Below are 22,539 nucleotides of genomic sequence, written 5' to 3' on the forward strand. Positions count from 1 at the left end.
ACTTCTCTTTCAAAAATAGTCGGTTTTCGTCTGCGTGGCATCTGCTCCGCAGTTACTCACTCTATGCTTGAAAGGGTTCATGATGACCACTGGCACAGTTAAATGGTTCAATTCCACCAAGGGCTTCGGCTTCATCCAGCCTGACAATGGCGGCGCCGATGCGTTCGTCCACATTTCTGCCGTCGAGCGCGCCGGCATGCGCGAACTCGTCGAAGGCCAGAAGATCGGCTTCGAAATGGAACGCGACAACAAGTCGGGCAAGATGTCGGCTTGCAATCTGCAGGCTGCCTAACCCCAACCGGGTATCTGCTTTCGTTGACCACGGATGTACTGGCACTGTCGAGAGCATGATACCCACCAAGGTCAGGCAAATTGCCTGGCCTTTTTTGTTGCCGCCGCATCTGGCGGTCTGAACCGGAACCCCCATGTCACAGACACACAGCAAATCTCGTCAGCAGGCGGAGATTGCCTTCGGCAACGCGCAATCGCAGTTCTTTGCCCGCAACATCGTTGTCGATGAACTCGATTCTATCGTCCGCTCCCGCGAGGAAAAGACCCTGCGGCTTCGCGAAGCACGGCTGGCAAAAGAAGTGCACGACCGCGCGACAGCGAGCGCCTCCCTGCTCGCCAGACGAACAAAAATCCGCTGACCGCAATACCCGCCCGGTCAGAGAAGGGGGGAACATCGAGGGCCGCAACGGTACGTGTTATCAAGAGGCTCTTCCCCGTTCCTGCCGCGTGCCATCAGCACCGAACATGTGCAGCACGTCGGCACTACCGCCGACGGTCACCTCGCTGCCGATCTCGATGCGCGTGCGGCCCGAAACGCGGACGACGAGGTCTGTGCCATCGGCCAGCTTGCCATGCAGCAGGCTTTCGGGCCCGACGAGCTCGATGCCATCGACCCGCACCGTCGCCTGGAAATCGAAGGGCTTACCATCCGCCGAGACGATCGACAGGTCCTCCGGCCGCACGCCCAGCGTATAGCCGCCCTTCGGCCGCGGCACATGCCCCGCCAGCGACCAGCCGGAGGGCGCATCCGCGCCCTGCAGGAGGTTCATCGACGGCGAGCCGATGAAGGTGGCGACAAAAGTGGTTGCCGGCTTCTCATAAAGTTCGAGCGGCGTGCCGACCTGCTCGATGCGGCCGGCATTGACGACGACGAGCCGGTCGGCAAGCGTCATCGCTTCCATCTGGTCGTGGGTGACATAGACGCTCGTCGTGCCGAGCGCGCGCTGCAGGCGCTTGATCTCGATGCGCATCTGGCCGCGCAGCTTGGCGTCGAGGTTGGAAAGCGGCTCGTCTAACAGGAAAGCGGCGGGCTCGCGCACGATGGCCCGGCCCATAGCGACACGCTGGCGCTGACCACCCGAAAGCTGGCGCGGCTTGCGATCGAGATACTGCGCTATTTCCAGCGTCTTGGCGGCGCTGGCGATGCGCCGGTCGATCTCGGCGGGCGGCGTGTTGCGGTTCTTCAGGCCATAGGCGAGATTCTGGCGCACTGTCATATGCGGATAGAGCGCATAGTTCTGGAAGACCATGGCGATGTCGCGCTCTGCCGGCTCCACATCGTTGACCCGGCGCGTGCCGATGAGGATATCGCCGCCCGTTATGCCCTCGAGGCCGGCGATCATGCGCAGCAGCGTGGACTTGCCGCAGCCGGAGGGACCGACAAGCACGACGAATTCGCCGTCCTTGATATCGAGCGAGACGCCCTTGATCGCCTCCACGTTGCCATAGGACTTGAGGACGTTGTTGAGGGTGATCTCAGCCATTACTTTTCGGTCTCCACAAGGCCTTTGACGAACCAGCGCTGCATCAGCACCACGACGAGAATGGGGGGGATGATCGCGAGGATCGCGGTCACCATGACGTAGTTCCACGGCGTGGAGGCATCGGTGAAATCCATCATCTTGCGCAGGCCGACCACGATCGTGTTCATCTTCGCATCGTTCGTCACCAGCAGCGGCCAGAGATATTGCGTCCAGCCATAGATAAAGAGGATGACGAAGAGGGCAGCGATGTTCGTCGCTGAGAGCGGCAGCAGGATATCGCGCATGAAGCGGAAGGGACCGGCATTGTCGATGCGCGCAGCCTCCACCAGTTCGCCTGGGATCGTCAGGAAGAACTGCCGGAAGAGGAAGGTCGCGGTCGCCGAGGCCATCAGCGGCAGGGTAAGGCCCGCATAGGTATCGATCAGACCGAGATCGACGATGACCTTGTAAGTCGGCAGGATGCGCACCTCCACCGGCAGCATCAGTGTGATGAAGATCATCCAGAAGAACAGCATCTTCAGCGGAAAGCGGAAGAAGACGATGGCGAAGGCCGAGAGGAACGAGATGACGATCTTTCCGATGGCCATTCGTGTGAGGTCGGACGTGGCGGATTCGACTGTTCCATGGGCGACCGTAAAACGGATCATTCGGGAGAAAGATTACTTGATGTTGCCGATATCGAGGCGGGAAGCCTTCATTCTGCCTAGACGCAGCTTCGAAAACCAAAAGCAATTTGAGGACGCCTTTCTTTATGCAAACGAGAAAATATTGGCAGGACCGGTCGGCGCCGGGTGACGGGGAGCAGTAGCTTCTTCTAGACGGGTGGGTTTCTCGTGAGCCTTTTCGTCCGTCCCTTCCTACTCCACGAGTAACCTCTACAAATCGTCTCTCTGCCGACGGGCGTGAGCCCTCGGAGGGGCTGCTATCTGACTATGACCGCGGTTGCCAAGCTGTTTGTATCATCGCTGCCTCGTTGCCACGCCACACTGGATATTGTAGTGGCTTTGGCTAAGATAAAGGCATGCCTCGCCGCTTTCACGCCGGAAACTGTTCCTCCTGTCGCCAAGGGCGACTGTTTCTGTTTCGCAATCTCGTGACAGATGACACTTACGCGCACTGCGAAGAATGTGAATGGGGATACCTGACCCCGGCGGACATCGAGACTAAGGGCGGATTTCTCACTCTCCTGGAAGAGCTCGACGCCGACTACGCTGGCAGCGACGCGATCTCCCGGAGCGTCTGGGCCAATTACACAGTGGTGGCGGTTGATGACCAGGGTGAAACATGAGATCGCGGCAGGGCTAAAAAAGCCAATGCGGCCGACCCCGCGTGACGATCATCAGCGCCTGAATCTTAGGAGGAGACGAAGGTTCGAATTGGCTAAGGCGCTAGTAGTGGCCGCGATGCACGCCGGTCGTAAGTATGTGATCTCGCGCACGGTGCCACAATATACCGAGGCTATCCCCCATGTGCAAAATCGCGGGCTGTGATTAAGCGTTGAAGTTTGACCCCTTTCGGCGCTGAAGAATGACGGCAGTCTGGATAGATCAACATGCTGATTAATTTGTGATTTCTCCAGTGTGGCTGGGGTCAACCGTCGGCGCCGATGGTGGGGTCACACACCACGCCGAAAAACACTCCTCGCCGCATTTGACCCCGGCTGTCTCCGGCTGGTGGGCATCGACGCGACCCACAGCCCTTCTGCTCTTTTTAATGCAATCTGTAGCGTTAAAAATTTCGCGCTATACGTGAATTGTTCTTGTTCCGGCGCGGAAACTTAGTACCGTTGAGGGAGATTCGGCGACCGAACAGCGGGCGCGCTTCTTCATCCAGTCCACCGACAACGGGAGTTACGCTCGTGAAATGGCCAACTGTTCAGCCAGCGGGAAGCTTGCAGAGGGGGACATTTAATACCCCCGATCACATCCAGGACATGTCCCGGCGGATGCACCAGGAGATTTCTCGAGGAACATTCAATCTGTTTCCAAAACAAAATGCTGCATCGGGAAACAGAGGTCAACGAACGAACCCACTCGGATCATTCCAGTCGGGCGATAAAAGGCTGGGGCGGCAAAACTATGATGTTCGCTTCAACATTCACATCTGCAAATACATAATACTTAGCTGGGGTAGAAACGCTTACACTAGCGATACCAGCAAGGGGGGCGCCCCGATAGCTGTATCATACCAGGGGCAGCTTCTGTCGGTCTCGTGCCACATCGATATTACGACGCCCCGGGACAACATGCTTTGGCATGGGTTCGAAGGCCCACACGTTGTTATTGAGGGCTACAGGTTGCCCACCCAGCCTCAGAGGTTCTACAAGCCAAGAAATTCAACTTTTGAGATTACGCCCAATGACTTGTTCAAGCTGTATATTTGGGAGAGAGACAACAATGCTGGGAGAGCGATGAACGACCCCGCGAGAACGTGGCCCGACTGGTTGCTGGAGCGCCTAGGAAAAGGGTGCATCACTGGCTGAACACTCTCAACGTGGCAGCTCAAATCATGGACTGAGGAGCGAGAGGGCTTGTGCTGATTCATGTCAGAATAAGCGCGATGTAATACACTCACCCGGGCGCGGCGCTGGCGTCCAGAAGCGCGGTGCTGAGGGCTGCGGTGCCGGCTGCGCCGATGGCCGTTCTGACCGCGTAGGTTGGTTCCAACCGGAAGGGCGCGCAGCGAAAGCGAAAATAGGGCATTAAGCGGTGAGGTTTGACCCTTTTCGGCGCGCAAGAGTGACCGGGTTCGGGTTGAATAGCATGGTGATTAATTTGCGGCTTCTTCGGTATGCCTCGGCTCAACCGTCGGCGCCGGTTGTGGGGTCAAACACTACGCCGAAACTCACGGGTCGGAGAAATCCAGCCGGCAGCGGCGAACTGGGCTGTGCGGATCGCCGCGTGAAGGGCCGTACTAGCGACCAAATTTGAGAGGAGTTCCATAATTGGGTCTTATGCTGCGGAGGACATCCCGCCTACAGAAATGCGCGCATCTTCAGTTACTTAGTTCGAGAGAGATACAGGTCGATGGTTCGACTCCGCTCAAGGCGACTGACGAAATCGTTCATGTCCAGCGGATGGTATGTTACTGGCTCGAGCTCTAGTGTTATCCACCTGAACCAAAAGCGCTGACTTTCTCCGTCACACGGTCGCGGAACGCGGCGAGCTTCAGTATCGACAGTCGCTTCCCCGTTGCACAATCTTGTAGGTTCGAGGATGGTACGTGGCACAAAGTTAGTCCAATACCTTATCGCACGACTACTGGTTTAGGGATTATAGCGGAGGATACCCCACGATCGCACCGGAGCAGTTGGATGTCTGCGTTTTCAGCTGGTCTATCGTTGGGGGAGGGCCGACCTTTATAGTGTTCCGAACGTTATTTTGAACGTCGGCTAGCTGCAACGTGGTGATATCCCAGCTCCTAGTCGGTCGACTGGCTCTTCCCTCGTACCCTAGGCAAATCAGTGTCGTATCGGCTGTCGCAAGCCGAAAGCTCGATGTTCTATCCGGCTGCACTACGGACATCTTTGGAATATCAACGGCTCCATTGTTTTCGACGCGAACATACCAAATGCGATATATATCATTACGTGCAACAGCATCCACAACTTCCCGCTGACAAGCATTTTGCAGAATGCCGTACTGTTTGCTGCCGAGCGTGAGCACGTCGTTCTTTGTTGCTACGCAGCTAATGGCATGGTCCGGAATGACGACATAGTCGTAAGAAACCTTGTAACCGGAATTCACAGCTTCCAATATCTTTGGCACTAGTAGAAAAAGTCCGCCGGCAGCAGTCAGCAATCCAATAATAGAGGAAATGAAGGCAATTCCCGATGGGAGGCGTTGAAAATAACTTCGCTGCTTTACGTTTTTTTGCCGTGGCATTCTGGCTTCTTTCGTTCGAAATCCGATTGGGCGAGTTTTTGAATGTCGGCCAGGAACGCCGTCAGCTTGTCGAGATCATCTGGGGCAACGGGATGGTTCTGGGCTACGCTATTTCCCAAATGGCGTATGAAACCCAAGTCCGGATGGTCTTGGCGTGCCGGTCGAACTCTTCTATCAACGCCGTAGTGAAACAGCAGCCAAGCCACATGATAGGCATGCGTCAACTCGGATTCAGGTCGGCTATTAAAGAAATCAATAGGCATTTCCATTTGCCGAACAACGTAGTTCGCAGTGGGAGGATTTGCGACGACGTCGCAGATAGCTGCAGCTTCGAATACCGTAAACGGTTGCTGGTTGACTAGGTCGTCAACGGTTCGCAGGGCGGAATCTGTTGGTTCGGCCGCCCCGCTTAAGATGTCGGGGACCTGGCTCACCATGGCCTTATCGCTGGCCTTACCAACGGCGGCCTTCAGGATTCTGAGCGATCGTTCTCCCTCCGCTGTTGCAAGACCTTCGGCTACAAAAGGTTGAGATTTCCGGTCAGTTGGATCCCAAAGCACATGAGCGAGCTCGTGAAAAAAAGCGGGCGGAAGATTGAAGATCTTCTGTCCACCGAAACGAGGGTAGACATCCCCGACGGCCGCCAGTCGTGCGACACTGATATAAAGACGGCTGTCATCGGGGCAAAGAAGTGCCGCTCTGCTTTCGTGAACCGACGCGTTGCCGCATGGCCACTCAGCCAGCGCATCCGTGAAATAGATTTCGTATATCGGTCCGTCAGCGTTCCACGCGGTCTTATAGTCTGGCTTAGTCACCAAATCCAAGCTCACGCCAATGTTCACTTGGAGAAACATCAATGTGAAGAAAGAGTTGGTCGGCGCGAGGATCCCGGTCCAATCCAGATATTGCAGTGCCGACTCGCCCATTGTTTGCCCTATTGTGGCTCGCACTGTCCCATAGGCAAAAAATGCGTCCGCCAAGTCACTGACCGTCGCAAGATCAAATTGGTCGGATACCATGATGATATCATCGCTAAGTCGATAGCGTATCAATCCTCCTATCGTGGGATCATCACTCCATGCAACGAGCCCCCGGAAAGTTTTGATTTTATCATAGAGGCCTGCTGGCAAGGAATTTTTGAGTGTGTCGAGGACCCGCGGATCCGCTTTTGCGAACGGCAAAATCCGCGCCAGCAAACCGAAATCAATAACCTCCTTGTCGGGAACTGCTTCAATCATCTCGGCAGCCCCAGGTTGATTTGGCATTAAATCAGCAAAAGAAATGCGTGCCTCATGCAAAGCGTTGCGAAGTTTGGTCAGAGCCGTATCGTTCCAACGATGGGAGCAAAACATTGTGACTTCGGGCGGAGAAGACATAAATGCCGCTAGCGGGAAACGGTCTCTAAGACAGTCGGACGGGTCCCATATATCGGCAGCTATGGTCTGTCGCGTGTTGGCGATAGACGTCGCAGTCACGAGTTCCTCAGGTGACTGTGATGTTGGACTGATAGTCGTCAGGACGAAATATGTTCCAACCGTCATACTCACAAACAAGAATAGAATGCTCAGCGCGGGAGCAGCTATGTTGCGTTTGGAACAGGGGCCCGGCTCGCCCACGGGGTCTGCGGGGATGTCTCTTATATTCTCGACGGATGAAGCCGTCGTTGCGCTCTCTGATCTTCTGGCAACTGATAATGTTTGATTATTGCGGTTTTCCGCTGAGTTGGAGCTTGCGCGTTGCTTCCATGCGAACGCAACTAGTGCGCCAACGGCGACGCACACATAAAATCCCCAGGAATCGTCGCCGAAAACCAGAATGCCGACGACGCCGCCAGCCATCATGCCCAACAGTTGCATGGCTTCCTTGAAACCTTTTGCAGCACAGAAAGTGGCAATGTGTCCTAAGTATTATTAAGTATCATTTACACCTTCTGCGCGCAACTGGGCTTGGGCAAATAAAGCGCTCGCGCGCTAAGAATTTAGCCCGACATCTGATGACTCACTCTTCGGCTAGGAACGGACGATGCGCTGTGGGTCAATTTTAGGCTCTGACGTGGAGCAGGACCACGGGACACGACAAGCGAATAGCGAGTCTTGCGATTGACGATCTCTTTTAACGCTCGGTTGCGCCACCAGGCGACAACACGTGACCGTGTAAGCGTGGTTTCCATGGTCAGTTCGCAACGTCTTTGGCGTTTAGCCGAATTCCCCATCGCGCCTCTTGCGTCACCATGGAGTGTATCCCGAGGATTTTCCCTGTCTCCAGCGAGATGATGGGAGCGCCTCCCGACCCCGTGTAACCATCGCACTTGTATGCGATCTCGTCTTTACCTTTGATGTCAGTTATTTTGCAGTCGCTATCCACCGATGCGAAGAAGTCATCAGGCGTCGCACCGAGAAACGGCAAAATAAGTTTCTGACCGACAGAAGGGTGAGTTTGGTCGATTTCAAGTGAGCCTTTGCTTGCGGCGAACTCCGCCAACGTCAAAACGGCCAACGACCCCGAGGATGTACCATCGCCGATTTTTTTTACGTCCGTTATAGCGATCGAGGGGACGCCTTTGGCGATTTCAACCTTCAAATTCTGGTTGCTAGCCGCACCAAGACCCATGTTGGTCTCGGCGCAATAACCCATGGTCACGACAGTGTTGGCAGCGGTCAAAACTCCCGTGCATCTCATCCAGTCCGTCGCACCTTGACGGGACCGGACGACTACCAAAGCCTTCCGAATTTTCTCAACCCTCGCAAGAATATCCGAGGTGAGTATGTTCGGTGCACCGAATGAGTAGCCGTCCGTCAGCGCCGTGGCCGAGGCCGTGGATGGGGTCCGCGGTATGGCATCTGGATTGTTTGCAAGGTATTGCGCAACCTGAACCTGATACCGCGGGATTAGACCCGTCTGAACTAAGAAATTTAGGTTATCTTTTCGAGTCTTGATGTCAGTTGGCTCAAGATATTTCTTGATTAGATCGGCTTGGAGTTTTTGCCGCTCCAGTTCTATCGTGTTTTTTGTCGAGTGATAACTCGTAATAGAGTTGACAGATATCGTAATTATGCCGCCTAATATGGCAATAAAGATCGGGGATCTAAGAAATCCTATTGTTTCGCTCTTATGTTTTTGATCAATTTCCTTGGCTTTTAACGCTTTCTCTTCGAGAAATTTATGCTTTTCGAACTCGAATAGCTCTCTTTCTGTTGGATCATCGGGGAGTTGTTTCTTTGTAGGCATTATGAACCTATATTATAATGTTGGCTTCTCTCAAGGTGAACAGGGGGCGGCTGGCATTTTTGTGCTTGGCTCATTACATATTTACAATAACCTCGCCATGAAGATTGCGTAGTGATCTTCGGCGACATTGCGGACCGCTAGTTAGAAGTCTGGAGCAACTCCGGTGCGTAGCGAGTTAGCCGTGCTTTGGTAAGCGCACGGCCGTGCCGGACCAGAACCTCCATCTCGGCCGTATTCAAGCTTTTGAGATTGGTTCCTATAAGAGAGGCAAAAGCCGCATCGCCTGCCCGCTCCTCGCCCTCCTGACTATCGATCGAGAACCAGAGCGGCTTCGGGCCTCCCTGCGCCTTGTAGGCGAGCTGAAGGCGTGAAAACTGCAGCCCGCGCACTTGTTCCATCAGGATGTTGACCGACTCCTTCAGCACGATCGTTCCTTGTTCCGTCGGCTCGGCCGTGACGTCGAAGGGCTTTCCGCCATCGCTGACGATGGCGTAGTCCAAGGGGTTGCGCTCGTTCCGCAGAAACGGATTGACCCCGAGATTGTCGTACACGCCGCCATCGGTGAGGGTCACGTAGTCCGTCAGGGAGTTCGGATAGACGTCGGCGTCAATTCGCAGCGGCGGGAAGACCGGCGGAAAGGCGGACGAGGCGGCCACGGCGCGGCTGATGAGAAAGTCGCTCGCGCTCGCCGTGCCCGCCTCATGCTCGCCCATAGTCTCGCCGGCATCCGCCCCGGCGGCAAGCGGCTTGCCCGCAACGAAGAAGAACATGTTGCCGGTGGCGAGGTTAGTGGCGTTGAAGTAGATGCGCGGCCCATCCCGCAGGCTGGCAAGAGTCTTTCCGCCAAACAGGTCCCGATCATAGCTTTGCGCGAGTTTTTCCAGGCGCGTCTCAAAGGGATTGAGCAGGCCGGTGAGGACGGACGAGATCGCAATCGATCTGCTCGAAAGATAGGATGCCAGCCGTTCAAGCACATCCGGCTGCTTCCAGTTGGCCGTCAGGAAGCCGCCCGCGATGCTGCCGCCGGAGACACATGTCAGCAGGTCCAGCTTGTCTAGCAGACCGTGGTCCTTGAGTTCGGTGAAGACACCGAGGTGAAAGGCCGCCGCCCGAAACCCGCCACCCGAAAGGGCCAGCCCAATCGTCTTCGTTTCGCCATCGATCATGACCGTCATTTCTCTCTCCCGCGCTTGCAAGGCTTCGCCTTGGTTCCTGTCCCCGTTGCCCGTCCTGTGCCGGGCCTTGACGCTCTCGACTCACACCTTGAAGCCGTCAAGGACGCCGCTTGCCTCGAGCGCGGTGACCTCCTTGCGGATCGTCATGACACGCTCGGAATATTTCGCCGCCCCGATGAGCGACAGGCGTTTGAGCGGATCGCTTGAAGCAAAGGCGTTTCTCATCTCCGCGAAGGTTCCCCTGCCCTGATGCAGGATGTCCATAGTCCAGAGCGCCGTTCTCCAGTCGTCACCCGTGAATTCGGGCACTTTGCTCTTGGCCCGCGCGAGATTCTTTCGGGTGTGCTCGACGAAAACCTCGAGCTGCAATCGCTTGGCGCGTATATCCTGTCGCAACCAGTTCATGAGGCGGGCGGCGCCCGAAAGCTCGATGACGTCGATCTTGGTCGGCGACGGGTTGAAGTAGGCCATTAGCCGGGCAAGCTGCTTTTCGACGACGTTGTTGGGCCGGGTGACCTCCACCACCTCCTCAAGATTGACGAGCGTGCTGCCGTCCCGCAGATGGACACGCTCCTTGCCCTTTGAATCCGCGAGGAGAACGAGCTCGGGAAAGTGCTTGTCTGCATCGGGCAGCGAAAGCAGGGCGCGCAGGTATATGATGAAGTTCAGGTCCGGCGTGTGGGCGGCGAGCTGCGGCGCCCCGAAGGTAAAAGCCGCGCGGTCGTAGGTGTTCAGCGTCGCATATCGCCCGCCCTCGGCCTTGAAGGTTGGCAGCATGAAATGCGCCCATTGCGGATCGATCTGCTCGTAGTCGCCCGGCTGGTAGACGCCGAACTTCTCGATGCTGTCGGCGATGGCTTTCTTGCCTTGGAACAGGCCGGTCCTGTGCAGGTCGTCCGTATAGGACGTGGAGGAGCCGACCAGGAACGTGAATCCGCTGCCGGTCGTGGCGTGATAGGCGCCGCCCTTCAGGGCGATGGTCTCGACCAGGTCCACTGCCCCCGTGCCGGTCGCCGCGAGCTTTATCGGCGCGACGACGGCGGGCGTCGCCGACTTGCTCCAGGCGGTATTGTCGGCAGCGGCGGGTGCTATCGGGATAGACAGCCCCAATGCTGCCGTGGTCAGCGGACCAACGATGCCGTCCACCTCCAGCCCTCTTTCCGCCTGGAATGAAACGACCGCCGCATGCGTCATCGCCCCGAAAACACCGTCGACCGGTCCCGGATTGACCCCCTTGGACGAAAGCGCCCGCTGCAAGGCAACGACCGGAGGGCCTTTCAGATGCGGCTGGCGTAGCGCGAGATAGTCTTTGGGAAGATTGACGGCCATCTTGATCTCAGCCGGAACGAGGATAGACGGCTCGCTGTCGTATTCCACCCCCGGTAGCAGGCATCCTATCGACCAGGGCCGGCTGGCCGCCTTGCCGAAGATACCGACGCCGTAGGCCTTGCCCCTGGCCTCGAGCGTTCTGTCGCCGTCCCCGATGGAGATCGCCACATGGCCGACCTTGCCGCCGCCGGGCGGCGCCTTGATCAGGAAGGCTCCGGGGATCTTGAGGGCATCGGCCACGCCGATCACCCGCGCGTTCTTCTTGGCCTCTGTATACCAGGCGCCGGAATAGGGCTGTGCCTTCTTCACGTCTTTCACGCCGCCCGCGCCGAATATCAGCCCGTAGGCCTGATAGGCGCACCACGAGGTGAATTCCGCGCAGTCCCAAGGGCCCTTCCAGTTAGGATTGTTCAAGGGAACCATCGCCCCCAAGACATACCTTTGTCCCGCCCGTGTCGAGCCGACATCGATAACATCCCTTCCACGATAGGTCATGTCGATCCTCTCTCGTCAATGGCGTTCTCGGCGTCCGTCCGCCGTATCCGCCGGCCTCCTCATTTCACCGCGGGAACGATCACCTCGTACCAAAGCCGGTCGTCCGGATCCCGGGCAAAGCCGTCCCGGAAATCGAAATTCACGGCCTGCTCGCCGTCCGGCACTGCTCTCTCGCTGAGCACGACCCGGTTTCCAGTCATCGTCCTCAGCGTCTCGATGATCGACGGCAACGGCATCCGGTTCCAGCGCTTGCGGCGGGCCGTCGGTCGATCCACCGGGACGAAAGCGATCAGGTCGCCATGGGTCATTCTTTGCAGTCCCCGCCCCTTGAGCGTCGCGTTGTGACTGCCGTGATGGCCAACCTTGTAGAAGACCGTCCTGGCCAGGAGATCGTCCACGCTGACCGTCTTCCCGCTGACTTTCCAGGCCGGAATGGCGTCCCAGCTCAGCCAGTTGCCGGCCTGCGCGTCGCCCACGAACAGGAGGACCGGACCGGCCTCGCCCAGTTCGAGGGCCAGCACCAAGCTCGTATTGTTGGTCGCTCCGTCGAGCTGAAGCGCCAGTTCGCCGCCGTCCTCCGCCTCGTCCGCCTCGATGCGCCGCCACTGCTGGTTGATCAGCACATCGCGGGTGACCCGGTCGCCTGACCGCACGGCCTCGGTCGACACATCGGGAGGCGTCTGCGCTTGCGTTTCGGTGCGGCGAAATGTGCGCGCTTCCTTGACCTTGTCAGCCAAGTAGTGGTTCCAGAGGAAATGATACGGATCGTCGCCGCCGGCAGGCTCCGTCGTCGGGGAGCCCGCGAGCGGAAGAGCAAAGCGATCCTCGAAGAGAAGGTTGTCCCAATCCGCACCGGTCTGAAGGAATGCGCCGTCCAAGGCAATGTCGGCAAGATGATAGCCTTCCTTGGTAGGTTCGGTCCGCCGCAGCATGCCGATGTCGCGCGGGGGACCGAGGACATAGATGCGCACATCGCAGTCCTTGAGGTATGTGGGCGGCTCGCCGGGCAGGTGGTAGGTGACCGGTGCCAGTCGCTTGGCGGTGTTGAGCGCCGCCTTGGTCTTGGAGATACGGCCCGCCACCCCCATGCCCGCCGCGACCTCGCCGGGTTCGAGGCCGAAAAAGGCCAGCAGCCCGGCGACGTTGTCGGCCTTTCGCTGCGCTTCCTCTGCGTGCGGGCCGGTGGAGGCCGCCGCGAACGCCTGCAGCTTCTGCGCCTTCTCCAGGGTCCGCGCGAGGAGCGCGCCCAGACCGGCCTGCAACTCGTTGGCCAGCGGATCTTTTTCGTCCTCGGTCCAGGCGCACCAGACGGCGCGCACCTGAAGCTTGCCGGCTGCATCCCTGTCGCCTTGCCGGGCAAACAGGCTTTCGGCCTGGGTGAAGCCGGAAACGTGGTCCCAATGCTCGTGGGTCACCACCAGCAGATCGACCACACCTCCAGTAGTCTGCCGGATGTCGTCTACCACGTCCTGCATGCCCTTCTCGGGATTCTCGGTGCCGACGATGACGCCGCAATCGATCATGATCGAGAAACAACCCCGGCCGTCGCGGCGCGGCAGCCGAACGAGAAAGCAGTCGCCAAGCCCCTGCCGGTACATCCTGACCAGCGCCTGCCCCATGCCAGGCGTCAATCCGCAGTCCGGCGTGGCCGGTGGCCGTGGGTTCCTATTGCCCGGTTTTGCCATGCTGTCCCCTATCCGTGCCTGTGCAGAAACGCAAAGGGCTCGTCGTCCTTGCCCGCGCCGCTGTTGTCGAAATAGAGGGCCTGCCCATCGACAGCCGTCGCGAGGTAGGCACGGGTCTGCTCCCGGCGCATCTCGGAGACGGGGGATTTGCTAACGAAGTATCGAATGGAATCTCGGCCCGTATCGTCGGCGTTGACGATGATCGTCGAACCCGACCGGAACGGGATGCTACCATCGCCGGTGGCGTTGGAAATCATTCTGGTTTGCGTGATGACGATGACAATATCCTTGTGAATCCGGCCCGCCGGTGTCACACGCTGCAATGTCCGGACCGAACTCACCTCGAATTTTTCGCCGTCCTGCAGCTCGACACCCAACATGCGAGCCTTCTCCGGGTCCAGTTTCCGGATCCAGTCGTGCAGTTTCAGGGCGGCCAATCGCGACGATGCATAGACCTCGAGCCGGTCGGCGCTCCGGTCCCAGCGCAGGTCGAGGCTGCGGATCATGCTGGAGAAGCCTTCGATCTGCTCGTCGGGCGCCCGCCAGCGAAGACTATCGACGGATGTCGCACGTATGCCTTCCGCGAAGATGTAGCGGCGGCTGAAGCCTTGGATGAAGGCGACGCGATAGCCGTATTCGTCCTGCGCCTCGACCTCCATGTCGGCCGTTATCAGCGCGCGCAGGAAATCCGAGAAGCGGATGTCGACGGGCGGCATGTAGTCCAACGCGCGCAAGCACATCGTCAGAACATGCTCGGCGGCCTTGCGCGCCTCGTTGGCCAGGAGTTCCACCGCAATCGGATGGATGGGGCGGTTTCCTTGAGGCGGTGGCAAAAGGGACGTCAGACGCGAGGTCCTGCGTTCATAGATGCTGAGGAACGCGTCGAATACAGCGGCCACCAGCACCGCCCCGCGGTCGTGCACCTCGTCGGCTGTCATGTAGTTGTAGGTTGTCGGATCCTGGCCGATCGCATCGCGCAGCGCCCGGCCATATCCCATGGCGTTGCCGAATTCGCGCGCCAGTTCCCCGAGCCGCGTGGCGCCTAGCCGTCCCTTCGCCTCGCTGATCTCGCGCCGGAGCAGATCCATCAGGCTGAAGCGCTCGAACAGGGCGACGATATCGGCAAGCGCCTCGTGGAAGGCCAGGACGTCTGGATTGGTCGCCTCCCGCAGCCGCCGGTTGATCGCATCCAGCACAGCGTGGGTGGTCTCGTGCGCAATGATGTCGAAGGAGAGGCATGTGAAAACCATGTCGCCCGGCTGGGGCGGCATCGTCTTCGGCAGCGGGCGCAATCCACGGAAATAGCCAAACAGCAACGCCACCTTATTCGGGCTGTAGAAGGCATTTCGGCCGCGCATCGCATGCGGGTAAATCCTTAGGCGGCGGACGAAGCCGCGCTCGAAATACTCGCGCTGTACGAAGCTCAGTTCTTCGAGCTTCTCCTTGTGGCGAACCTGCTCGGCCATCGAAACATGGGACGTCTCGTCGTCGTCGGCACGTTTCGGCGCCTTGCGCCAGTAGTCGGGTTCGATCTGCCAGAGCACCGATCGGCCAAGCACGCGTTCGAACCGGTCGACGACGCGCATCGCCACAGCATAGGTCATCTGCTGGTGGAAACGGGGATCCTCAAGGCTCGGAATGAGCCCGTCCTGCGCGACCAGGTTCCCATCGCTCAAATCCACCGGGCGATAGAAACGTCCGTTTTGCGGATCGACGTCCACGACCTGGATATACTCGCCAACGGGGCCAGGCTTCAGCGCCGCATCCCAGGGCACGGTGATCGTCGCGGTCGCCAGATCGAACCGGCGCAGATCGAGGGCCTGCATCGGATCGGTCGCAAAAACGCGCAGGCGCCGCGCGACGGGCACGTCACGGGCTGGGATGAGGTAACGGGGTGGTGTTTCCGCCGGAGAAACAGGCGCCGGCTGGGCGGACTGGGCGGTACCGTCCCTTGAGGGCAAGGCGCCTCCTGGCACGGAACGTCGTCCCGCAAGACCCGAAAGCCACTGGCGCAGATCCTTCGAAATGACTTCGTTGTCGAGCAGCGTCTCGGCGAACTTCCGGGCATCGACCGCTGCCGTGTCCATGTCAGGAACGAGCTGGCGAAGGGCAGCGGACAGGGTCGCGACCTGCGTCGCCTCCGTTCTGTACATCGCTTCGCGCGGGCCGCCCCCCGCCCCCATGCCGGCAAGTACCTTCAGGAAGGCGAAGGACGCGGTATCGCGTTCCTCCATCTTCAAGCGGGAGATGTCCGGGAAGGGAAACCTCGCGGCATCTTCTGCACTGAGGATGCCGCGGCCGATATAGGTCCGTGATCCGTCCTGCCGCCAGGCCGTGTCGAACAGGGCCGCGCGCACCGCCTCCACGCGCTGCCAGCCTTCCGGGATGAGGCTCCATTGCGCGTAGTTTCCGGCAATCCACAAAGCCGCCGCCGCCGCGACTTGCGATGCGGCCGCCGCCGTTCCCGCGCCGTTCGGATCGACCTGGTCCCCGCTGCCGGCCAGCGCCCAGGGAATGCGCGGCGTATACGCCGCCATCGCCGTGTCCATAGCGCCCGGAGGACCGAAGTTCCCCTCCATCACGCCGCCCAGGTCGATATAGGGCTGCTGGTTCTTCATGATGCCGCAGACGCCGATCACTCTGCGAAAGCGCGCCGGCCAGACGATGTCGCGAACCGGAAACCCGCTGAAATTGTTGCCAGCGGCGGCGACCACGACGATACCGGCCTCGTAGCAGGCATTGACGGCATCGGCCCAGGCGGCGGAGGGGAGACCGCCGGAATTGAGGCTCACCACATGGGCGCCGATCGCCCGGGCATGATTGAGGCCGGCGGCGATCGACGAGGACCAGAATCGCGCGGCAAAATCAGCGATCCGAACCGGCACCACCGTCACCGAAGGCGCACCGCCGAGCACGACCTGCTCTTGCGTGCCGGCGGCGAAAACGGAACTGCCGACGCCGCCGGCAAGGATGCCCAGCGTGCCGGTGCCGTGCCCGTACCGCCTCAGGTCGTCGTTAGCGGATTCAACCGCGGAATGACGAAGGCTCGGGTCGCGATCCTCGAAGTTGCGTTCCCACTCGCTCTTGATGTTGCGCGGTGTCAATTCATGGCCGGGGTCATAGCCGGTATCGAGATGGGCAACGACGACCTTTGCCTGGGCCGCGTCGGATATCAGCTTGCGCGCGTCCGCCAGGTCGCTGAAGTCCTGCCCCAGATGCCACGCTTCAGCGGATTTCGCAGCCGGATCCGATTTTGGCGGCTCCCACACCGGTGGCGCCTGGCGCAGGTCCGGCTCTACCACGATGTCGGTGTCTTCCCGGCCCTTCAGGAAGGCGCGAGCCAGCTCATGCGCCAACTCCCACCGGTTGACCCCTTCAATCGCCTCGTACGGATTGACTGTCGCCAAGCCCCATCTATCTGCATCCGTGGCAACCGTCTTATCCTTCGTGAGAGAAGGCGGCTCGGGATTGAGCGGCTCAAGAGGAACCTGCCTGCCACGCAGCACCGCGAGCGACTGCCCGCCAACTGAACTCTCGGCTCCTTTCACGAGGAAGCCAGTATTCGCGACACGAACGTTGTCATCGGCCATAGCGTACCTATGCGATAGCAGACCAGGGGAAATTCTTGCGTGTCGCCTCGTAAATCAATGGGCGAACTGCACTAGACAATACAACTGCCAATTCAATTGTCAATTGTATCGCGGAAGCGCCCGATGCCGGTCCGCACGACGATTGCGTTCCCTTCACGAAGGCAGACTAGGAGGGGACCTAACCTAGCGCCTGCAGAAGGACCAGGGAAACGCTTCTACGCTACGTAACGAGCTAACTTGCCAGCCCGTTTTTTCACGATTTTTCAGCGAGTTATTAGCTTGGAATATCGAATTTTCAACAAGGGTGAGTCGGCGTGTTGAATCTCGCCAGAATTTGACCCGGTTTGTCAGTTTATCGTGACCCACGCGTAGCAATAAAATTGCTTTCGATCCCAAGCCTTTGCGTCGCTTTAGACGAGGCGATGCCAAATGAAAAACTGGGTCAATTCCGATCGATATTCAACACTTTGGCGTTCGACGCAGCAAACTTCTTCTTCCATTCATACAGGGAATGCTGGCTAACACCGAGCCGCTGAGAAACCTCCGCAACCGGATAGCCTCGCTCCGTGATCTGACGCACGGCGTCGCGCTTAAAATCTTCGCTGAAATTCGATTTGCTCATGGTGCTCTTCCTGCCTCAAAATTAGGAAAGAAGGCGTCTACAAATCTAGGGGCTATTCAGCCTGAACAAAATTTTAACTTGGTTGCCGCAAGCGATGGCAATAGCGGAGTTGTTGCCGAAGTTCGATATTCGCACGAACGCACTCCATGCCTCCGCAGATTTGATTGCGAGCAAAAGCGGCGATGGCGCTCGACCGGCGAGGTGATGCACGAGAGCCGGCGCTTGACCCTCAGGCTTGGTTGAAGGTTATGGTGCAGCCCTCGTTGAGGGGTAAGGCTGGACGGATTGGTCGGCCATCAAGCAGCAAGGTCGTGACGATGAGCAAGCGCATTCTTCATGTGGTCAGCAATGTCTCCCATTACGCAGATCCGTCGCACCCGACCGGCCTCTGGCTGTCGGAACTGACGCATGCGTGGGACGTGTTCGCGGCGCGCGGCTATGAGCAGCATATCGTCAGCCCGAAAGGTGGCGTATCGCCGTTGGAGCCACGCGCCCTCAAATGGCCGCTCCTCGACGCTTCCGCCAAGACTTGGCTGGATGATCCCGGACGCATGGCGCTTCTGGCCTCGACGATGCGGCCTGACGAGATCGATCCTGCCGTATACGACGCCATCTACTTCACCGGCGGGCACGCGGTCATGTGGGATTTTCCCGATGGCGAGGGTTTGCAGCGGATCACGCGTACCATGTGGGAGCAGGGCGGGATCGTCTCGTCAGTCTGCCATGGCTATTGCGGCTTGCTCAACACGCGCCTGTCGGATGGCAGTCTGTTGGTCGAGAACCGGAGGGTCACGGGCTTTTCCTGGACGGAGGAAATCCTGGCCGGGGTTGCGAAGAAAATGCCCTACAATGCCGAGGCAGAAATGAAGAAGCGCGGCGCCGTCTACGAGAAGGCCTTCCTGCCCTTCGTTTCCCATGCCGTTGTCGATGGTCGGCTCGTGACGGGCCAAAATCCGTTCTCGGCCAAGGCAACAGCCGAGAAAGTCGTTGAACTTCTCTAGGAAGCTGCCGCGTTAGCGTGCGCCGGCCGTGCGGCGGCGGCTCGTCTTGCCGAGAAGCTTCGTGTCATCCGCCTCAAGTGTCGGCGCTTCCACGTCCTTGCCGAGCATGCGGGAGAGAACCCGGCGCGCATTGGCGGCGCAGTCGATATCGTCAGGCTTTGCCTCGATGTCCTGCAGAAGCGCCACGAGCTGGGCCTTGCTTTGCGCAAGCCGAACCTCCAGAGCTTCGATATCGGCGATCTTGCTGCGGAGCGCTTCGATCAACTCACCATGCTTCCATTGCGTCAGGTCGGGCGGCAGGAGCGTGCGGATTTCATCGAGGCTGAACCCGGCGGCCTGGGCGGTGGTGATCAGCTCCAACACCATGACCGCCTCCGGCGGATAGGTCCGATAACCGTTCGGCCGCCGATCGACCGTCTTTAAGAGGCCCGCGCTTTCATAGAAGCGGATACGCGAATTCGTCAGCCCCGTGCGTTTCGCCAACTCGCCGATATTCATCTGCAAAAATTCCTTGAAGAAGCCACTTGACCCTCAACTTAGCTTAAACGTTATGGTGTGTCCAAATCTAATTTGGAGACCTTCTCATGTCCCTGTTTGCCCCGCTTACCCTGCCCAACGGCGCCACGATCCCGAACCGCATCGCCAAGGCTGCGATGGAAGAGAATATGGCCGATGCCGACCATGCGCCGTCCGCCGAACTGATCAGCCTTTATCGCGCGTGGGCCGAGGGCGCAGCCGGGCTCATCATCACCGGCAATGTGATGATCGATGCCCGCGCCATGACCGGCCCGGCCGGGGTCGTGCTGGAAGACGACCGTTACCTCGACCGTTTCAAGACGTGGGCGAATACCGCGCGTTCGGACGGTGGCCAGGTCTGGATGCAGATCAACCATCCCGGCCGCCAGATGCCCGCCGGGCTCGGTCAGGCGACCTTGGCCCCTTCGGCGATCGCACTCGATCTCGGTGCGCAGTCCAAGGTCTTCCCCGTGCCGCGCGAGATGACGGCGGCCGACATCGCCGAGGTCGAGCGCCGTTTCGTTCACACCGCGGTGCTTGCGGAACGCGCGGGCTTCACCGGCGTCGAGATTCACGCGGCCCACGGCTATCTGCTGAGCCAGTTCCTCTCGCCGCTTGCCAATCACCGTAGGGATCACTGGGGCGGAAGCCTCGAAAACCGTGCGCGTCTGTTGCTCGATATCGTTCGAGGCGTGCGCGCGGCCGTTTCCCCCGGTTTCGCGGTTTCGGTCAAGCTCAACTCGGCGGACTTCCAGCGTGGCGGCTTTTCACCAGAGGATGCGCGGGCGGTGGTCGCCATGCTGGCACCGCTCGGCGTCGATCTGGTCGAGTTGTCGGGCGGCAGCTATGAGGCCCCGGCGATGATGGGCTCGGCGCGCGATGAACGCACGCTGGCCCGCGAAGCCTATTTCCTCGAATTCGCACGCGAGATATCCGAGGTCGCGACCATGCCGTTGATGGTCACAGGCGGCATTCGCCGTCGCGAGGTGGCGCAGATGGTGATCGAGAGCGGTGTGGCCATGGCGGGGATCGCCACTGCGCTCGCCATCGAGCCGAACCTGCCGCGCAACTGGAAGCTCGGGAAGAACGACGCTCCAACGCTGAAACCGATCACCTGGAAGAACAAGCCGGTCGCATCTTCGGCGCACATGGCCGCTGTCCGCTACCAGTTGGTGCGCCTCAGCCGTCGCCGGCGCACGGCGCCGAATGTGTCGCCGGTCTGGGCGCTGCTCACCGCGCAGATATCCGCAAAGCGCAGTGCCCGTCGGTATCGGCGCTGGATGGCTGCGCGGAAGGCGGCCTGATCGTCGACGGGCGAATTCGCGTCGGTCAGCGAGATTCGTCTCGGTTCTTGACCTTAAACTGGACTTCAACGTTAGCATTCCGCGCGGCCGGGCCAGCGGATCATTGAGGAAAGTCGTCGTTCATGGCTGAGGAATTCACGGAAGTCGATTTTGGCGGTCACAAGGTCATGGTGCCGAAAGGCGGTTACTACGACCGTTTTCGCTCCAATCCCGATCTCGACGAGGTGGCGAAAGACCCGGCCGCCGGCAATATCGATTTCTTTCGGCGTATCCCGAAAGTGATGGTCCCCTCGCGGATCGGCCCCACATGGGCGCCGAACTTCTATTACCGCACCAGCAACGTGCAGGCTTTGATGCTCGCACCGGTGAAGAAGATCCGCGCGATGTTGCCGGGGCAGCTTAAACCGCTGCGTGCGCTGCCGGGATACGGGCTCGTGGCGCTCACCTTTTTCTCCTATGCGGTCTGCGACAACGATCGCTATAACGAGGTCTCCGTCGCCGTCGTCATCCGCAGGCCGGGAGCGCGCGGGCCGCATGCGCTGGAACTGCTCGGCTCGATGCGGCGGCAGAGCTTCTTCGCGCATGTGCTGGCGCTTCCGGTCGACACCGAGATCGCCCGCGTGCGCGGAGTCCATGGCTACCAGCTGCCGAAATGGCTCGCCGGCATAGAGCTCGATATTTCCCCGAACGGCGTCACGGCCAGAATCGCCGCAACGGACGGCAAGCCGGATGTGGCATTGACAGCGCCGTTGCCGGCACTGCACCGCATACCGTCACAGTCGCGCTTGTCGACCAACACCTCCATCGGGCTGGTCGATGGCGAGTGGCGTCAGACACAGTTCGTGACCAATCCGATCGAGTTCGCCCAGACACTGTTTCCGCGTGACGTGAAACTGTCGCGCGCCGGCGGCCCGATCAGCCAGTTGCTGGATGGTCTGGGGGTGGGAACCATCCTGCGGTTCGACGTCGTTAAGGATGCGCAGATGGTCTTGCACCTGCCGCGCTCGCTACAGGCCCTGCCTGCCATTTGAAGACTACATCACCGGGGTGCCCCCATCAACAGAGGAGAAGTCGTCATGGCCTATGTCAAAACAAAGGACGGAACTGAGATTTTCTACAAGGATTGGGGTCCGAAGGACGCACAACCGATCCACTTCCACCACGGTTGGCCGCTCAGCGCGGACGACTGGGACAACCAGATGCTGTTCTTCCTCAAGCACGGCTTCCGCGTCGTCGCGCATGACCGACGCGGCCATGGTCGTTCGAGCCAGGTCAGCGACGGCCATGACATGGACCACTATGCCGCTGATGCCTCTGCGGTCGCCGAGCATCTCGATCTTCGCAACGCCATCCACATCGGCCACTCGACCGGCGGCGGGCAAGTGGCGCGCTACGTCGCACAGCATGGTCAGCCGCAGGGACGTGTCGCCAAGGCGGTGCTGGTCAGCGCCGTGCCGCCGCTGATGGTCAAGACCGAGAGCAATCCGGACGGCACGCCGATCGAGGTGTTCGACGATTTCCGCGCCAAGCTCGCCGCCAACCGCGCGCAATTCTTCCTCGACGTTCCGAGCGGCCCCTTCTACGGATACAACCGACCGGGCGCCGAGCCCTCGCAGGGCGTTATCGAAAACTGGTGGCGCCAGGGCATGATGGGCAGCGCCAAGGCCCACTACGAGGGCATCAAGGCGTTTTCCGAGACCGACCAGACGGAGGACCTGAAGGCGATCACCGTGCCGACGCTCGTGATGCAGGGCGACGATGACCAGGTGGTCCCCTACAAGGCGGCGGCGATCATGCAGGACAAGCTCCTGCAGAACAGCAAACTGATCATTTATCCTGGCTTCTCGCACGGGATGCTCACGGTCAATGCGGATGTGGTCAACGCCGATCTGCTCGCATTCATAAAGGGTTGAAGCGAAACGTGCGCCGGACTGG

General features: G+C 59.5%; 17 protein-coding genes and 2 pseudogenes. 8 read left to right on the plus strand and 11 right to left on the minus strand.

Annotated elements, in window-relative coordinates:
• Window positions 1-82: 82 nt before the first annotated feature.
• Together AC1RT2_RS30270 and AC1RT2_RS30275 are read left to right on the plus strand one after the other, a co-directional pair.
• The gene (locus AC1RT2_RS30270) at window positions 83-292 is read left to right on the plus strand and encodes a cold-shock protein (protein ID WP_067966826.1); all 210 of its coding nucleotides are present in this window, start codon (window positions 83-85) and stop codon (window positions 290-292) included.
• Window positions 293-425: 133 nt separating this feature from the next.
• A complete protein-coding gene (locus AC1RT2_RS30275; protein WP_493107977.1) occupies window positions 426-650 on the plus strand; it encodes a hypothetical protein in 225 nt (74 codons plus the stop codon).
• 60 nt (window positions 651-710) lie between these two features.
• Here the strand turns inward: AC1RT2_RS30275 and AC1RT2_RS30280 are convergent, their stop codons facing one another.
• Both AC1RT2_RS30280 and ugpE read right to left on the minus strand, forming a co-directional pair.
• Window positions 711-1,775, minus strand: a complete 1,065-nt coding sequence (locus tag AC1RT2_RS30280) for a sn-glycerol-3-phosphate import ATP-binding protein UgpC (RefSeq protein WP_493107979.1) — start codon at window positions 1,773-1,775, stop codon at window positions 711-713.
• A pseudogene (gene ugpE, locus AC1RT2_RS30285) lies at window positions 1,775-2,362 on the minus strand (sn-glycerol-3-phosphate ABC transporter permease UgpE); the annotation flags it as partial. The pseudogene ugpE and the gene AC1RT2_RS30280, both read right to left, overlap by 1 nt.
• On the opposite strand from ugpE, the gene AC1RT2_RS30290 reads away from it, so the two are divergent.
• Both AC1RT2_RS30290 and AC1RT2_RS30295 read left to right on the plus strand, forming a co-directional pair.
• Window positions 2,355-2,570: a YcxB family protein gene (locus tag AC1RT2_RS30290; RefSeq protein ID WP_493108057.1), complete on the plus strand. Its 216-nt coding sequence runs from the start codon at window positions 2,355-2,357 to the stop codon at window positions 2,568-2,570. The pseudogene ugpE and the gene AC1RT2_RS30290 sit on opposite strands and share 8 nt — an antisense overlap.
• Before the next feature lie 226 nt (window positions 2,571-2,796).
• Window positions 2,797-3,063 (plus strand): hypothetical protein, encoded by a 267-nt coding sequence (locus AC1RT2_RS30295; protein ID WP_493107981.1) that lies wholly within the window; start codon window positions 2,797-2,799, stop codon window positions 3,061-3,063.
• Window positions 3,064-5,047: 1,984 nt separating this feature from the next.
• Here the strand turns inward: AC1RT2_RS30295 and AC1RT2_RS30300 are convergent.
• The 8 genes and pseudogenes from AC1RT2_RS30300 to AC1RT2_RS30335 all read right to left on the minus strand — a co-directional run.
• Window positions 5,048-5,659: a hypothetical protein gene (locus AC1RT2_RS30300; RefSeq protein ID WP_493107983.1), complete on the minus strand. Its 612-nt coding sequence runs from the start codon at window positions 5,657-5,659 to the stop codon at window positions 5,048-5,050.
• The gene (locus AC1RT2_RS30305) at window positions 5,638-7,515 is read right to left on the minus strand and encodes a hypothetical protein (protein WP_493107985.1); all 1,878 of its coding nucleotides are present in this window, start codon (window positions 7,513-7,515) and stop codon (window positions 5,638-5,640) included. The genes AC1RT2_RS30300 and AC1RT2_RS30305 overlap by 22 nt, the downstream gene beginning before the upstream one ends.
• Before the next feature lie 316 nt (window positions 7,516-7,831).
• A complete protein-coding gene (locus tag AC1RT2_RS30310) occupies window positions 7,832-8,887 on the minus strand; it encodes a trypsin-like serine peptidase (protein WP_493107987.1) in 1,056 nt (351 codons plus the stop codon).
• Window positions 8,888-9,024: 137 nt separating this feature from the next.
• Complete coding sequence (locus tag AC1RT2_RS30315) at window positions 9,025-10,062, minus strand: patatin-like phospholipase family protein (RefSeq protein WP_493107989.1); 1,038 nt, start codon at window positions 10,060-10,062, stop codon at window positions 9,025-9,027.
• Window positions 10,063-10,143: 81 nt separating this feature from the next.
• Complete coding sequence (locus tag AC1RT2_RS30320; RefSeq protein ID WP_493107991.1) at window positions 10,144-11,886, minus strand: peptidoglycan-binding protein; 1,743 nt, start codon at window positions 11,884-11,886, stop codon at window positions 10,144-10,146.
• A 59-nt stretch (window positions 11,887-11,945) separates the two neighbouring features.
• On the minus strand, window positions 11,946-13,571 hold the full coding sequence (locus AC1RT2_RS30325; protein ID WP_493107993.1) for a ComEC/Rec2 family competence protein: 1,626 nt from the start codon (window positions 13,569-13,571) through the stop codon (window positions 11,946-11,948).
• 8 nt (window positions 13,572-13,579) lie between these two features.
• The gene (locus AC1RT2_RS30330; RefSeq protein WP_493107995.1) at window positions 13,580-17,161 is read right to left on the minus strand and encodes a S8 family serine peptidase; all 3,582 of its coding nucleotides are present in this window, start codon (window positions 17,159-17,161) and stop codon (window positions 13,580-13,582) included.
• A gap of 469 nt (window positions 17,162-17,630) precedes the next feature.
• Window positions 17,631-17,783 (minus strand): annotated as a pseudogene (locus tag AC1RT2_RS30335) (transposase); the annotation flags it as partial.
• A 317-nt stretch (window positions 17,784-18,100) separates the two neighbouring features.
• On the opposite strand from AC1RT2_RS30335, the gene AC1RT2_RS30340 reads away from it, so the two are divergent.
• Window positions 18,101-18,784, plus strand: a complete 684-nt coding sequence (locus AC1RT2_RS30340) for a type 1 glutamine amidotransferase domain-containing protein (protein ID WP_493107997.1) — start codon at window positions 18,101-18,103, stop codon at window positions 18,782-18,784.
• Between the two features lie 12 nt (window positions 18,785-18,796).
• Here the strand turns inward: AC1RT2_RS30340 and AC1RT2_RS30345 are convergent, their stop codons facing one another.
• On the minus strand, window positions 18,797-19,282 hold the full coding sequence (locus AC1RT2_RS30345; RefSeq protein WP_493107999.1) for a MerR family transcriptional regulator: 486 nt from the start codon (window positions 19,280-19,282) through the stop codon (window positions 18,797-18,799).
• 86 nt (window positions 19,283-19,368) lie between these two features.
• Between AC1RT2_RS30345 and AC1RT2_RS30350 the strand changes: the two genes are divergently transcribed.
• The 3 genes from AC1RT2_RS30350 to AC1RT2_RS30360 all read left to right on the plus strand — a co-directional run bounded on the left by AC1RT2_RS30350 (window position 19,369) and on the right by AC1RT2_RS30360 (window position 22,517).
• Window positions 19,369-20,604 (plus strand): NADH:flavin oxidoreductase/NADH oxidase family protein, encoded by a 1,236-nt coding sequence (locus AC1RT2_RS30350; protein WP_493108001.1) that lies wholly within the window; start codon window positions 19,369-19,371, stop codon window positions 20,602-20,604.
• Window positions 20,605-20,726: 122 nt separating this feature from the next.
• A complete protein-coding gene (locus AC1RT2_RS30355; protein ID WP_493108003.1) occupies window positions 20,727-21,635 on the plus strand; it encodes a hypothetical protein in 909 nt (302 codons plus the stop codon).
• Between the two features lie 45 nt (window positions 21,636-21,680).
• Window positions 21,681-22,517, plus strand: coding sequence for an alpha/beta fold hydrolase (locus AC1RT2_RS30360; protein ID WP_493108005.1), 837 nt, complete (start codon window positions 21,681-21,683; stop codon window positions 22,515-22,517).
• Window positions 22,518-22,539: the final 22 nt, after the last annotated feature.

This window comes from Shinella sp. GW821-FHT11G07 (assembly GCF_058808115.1).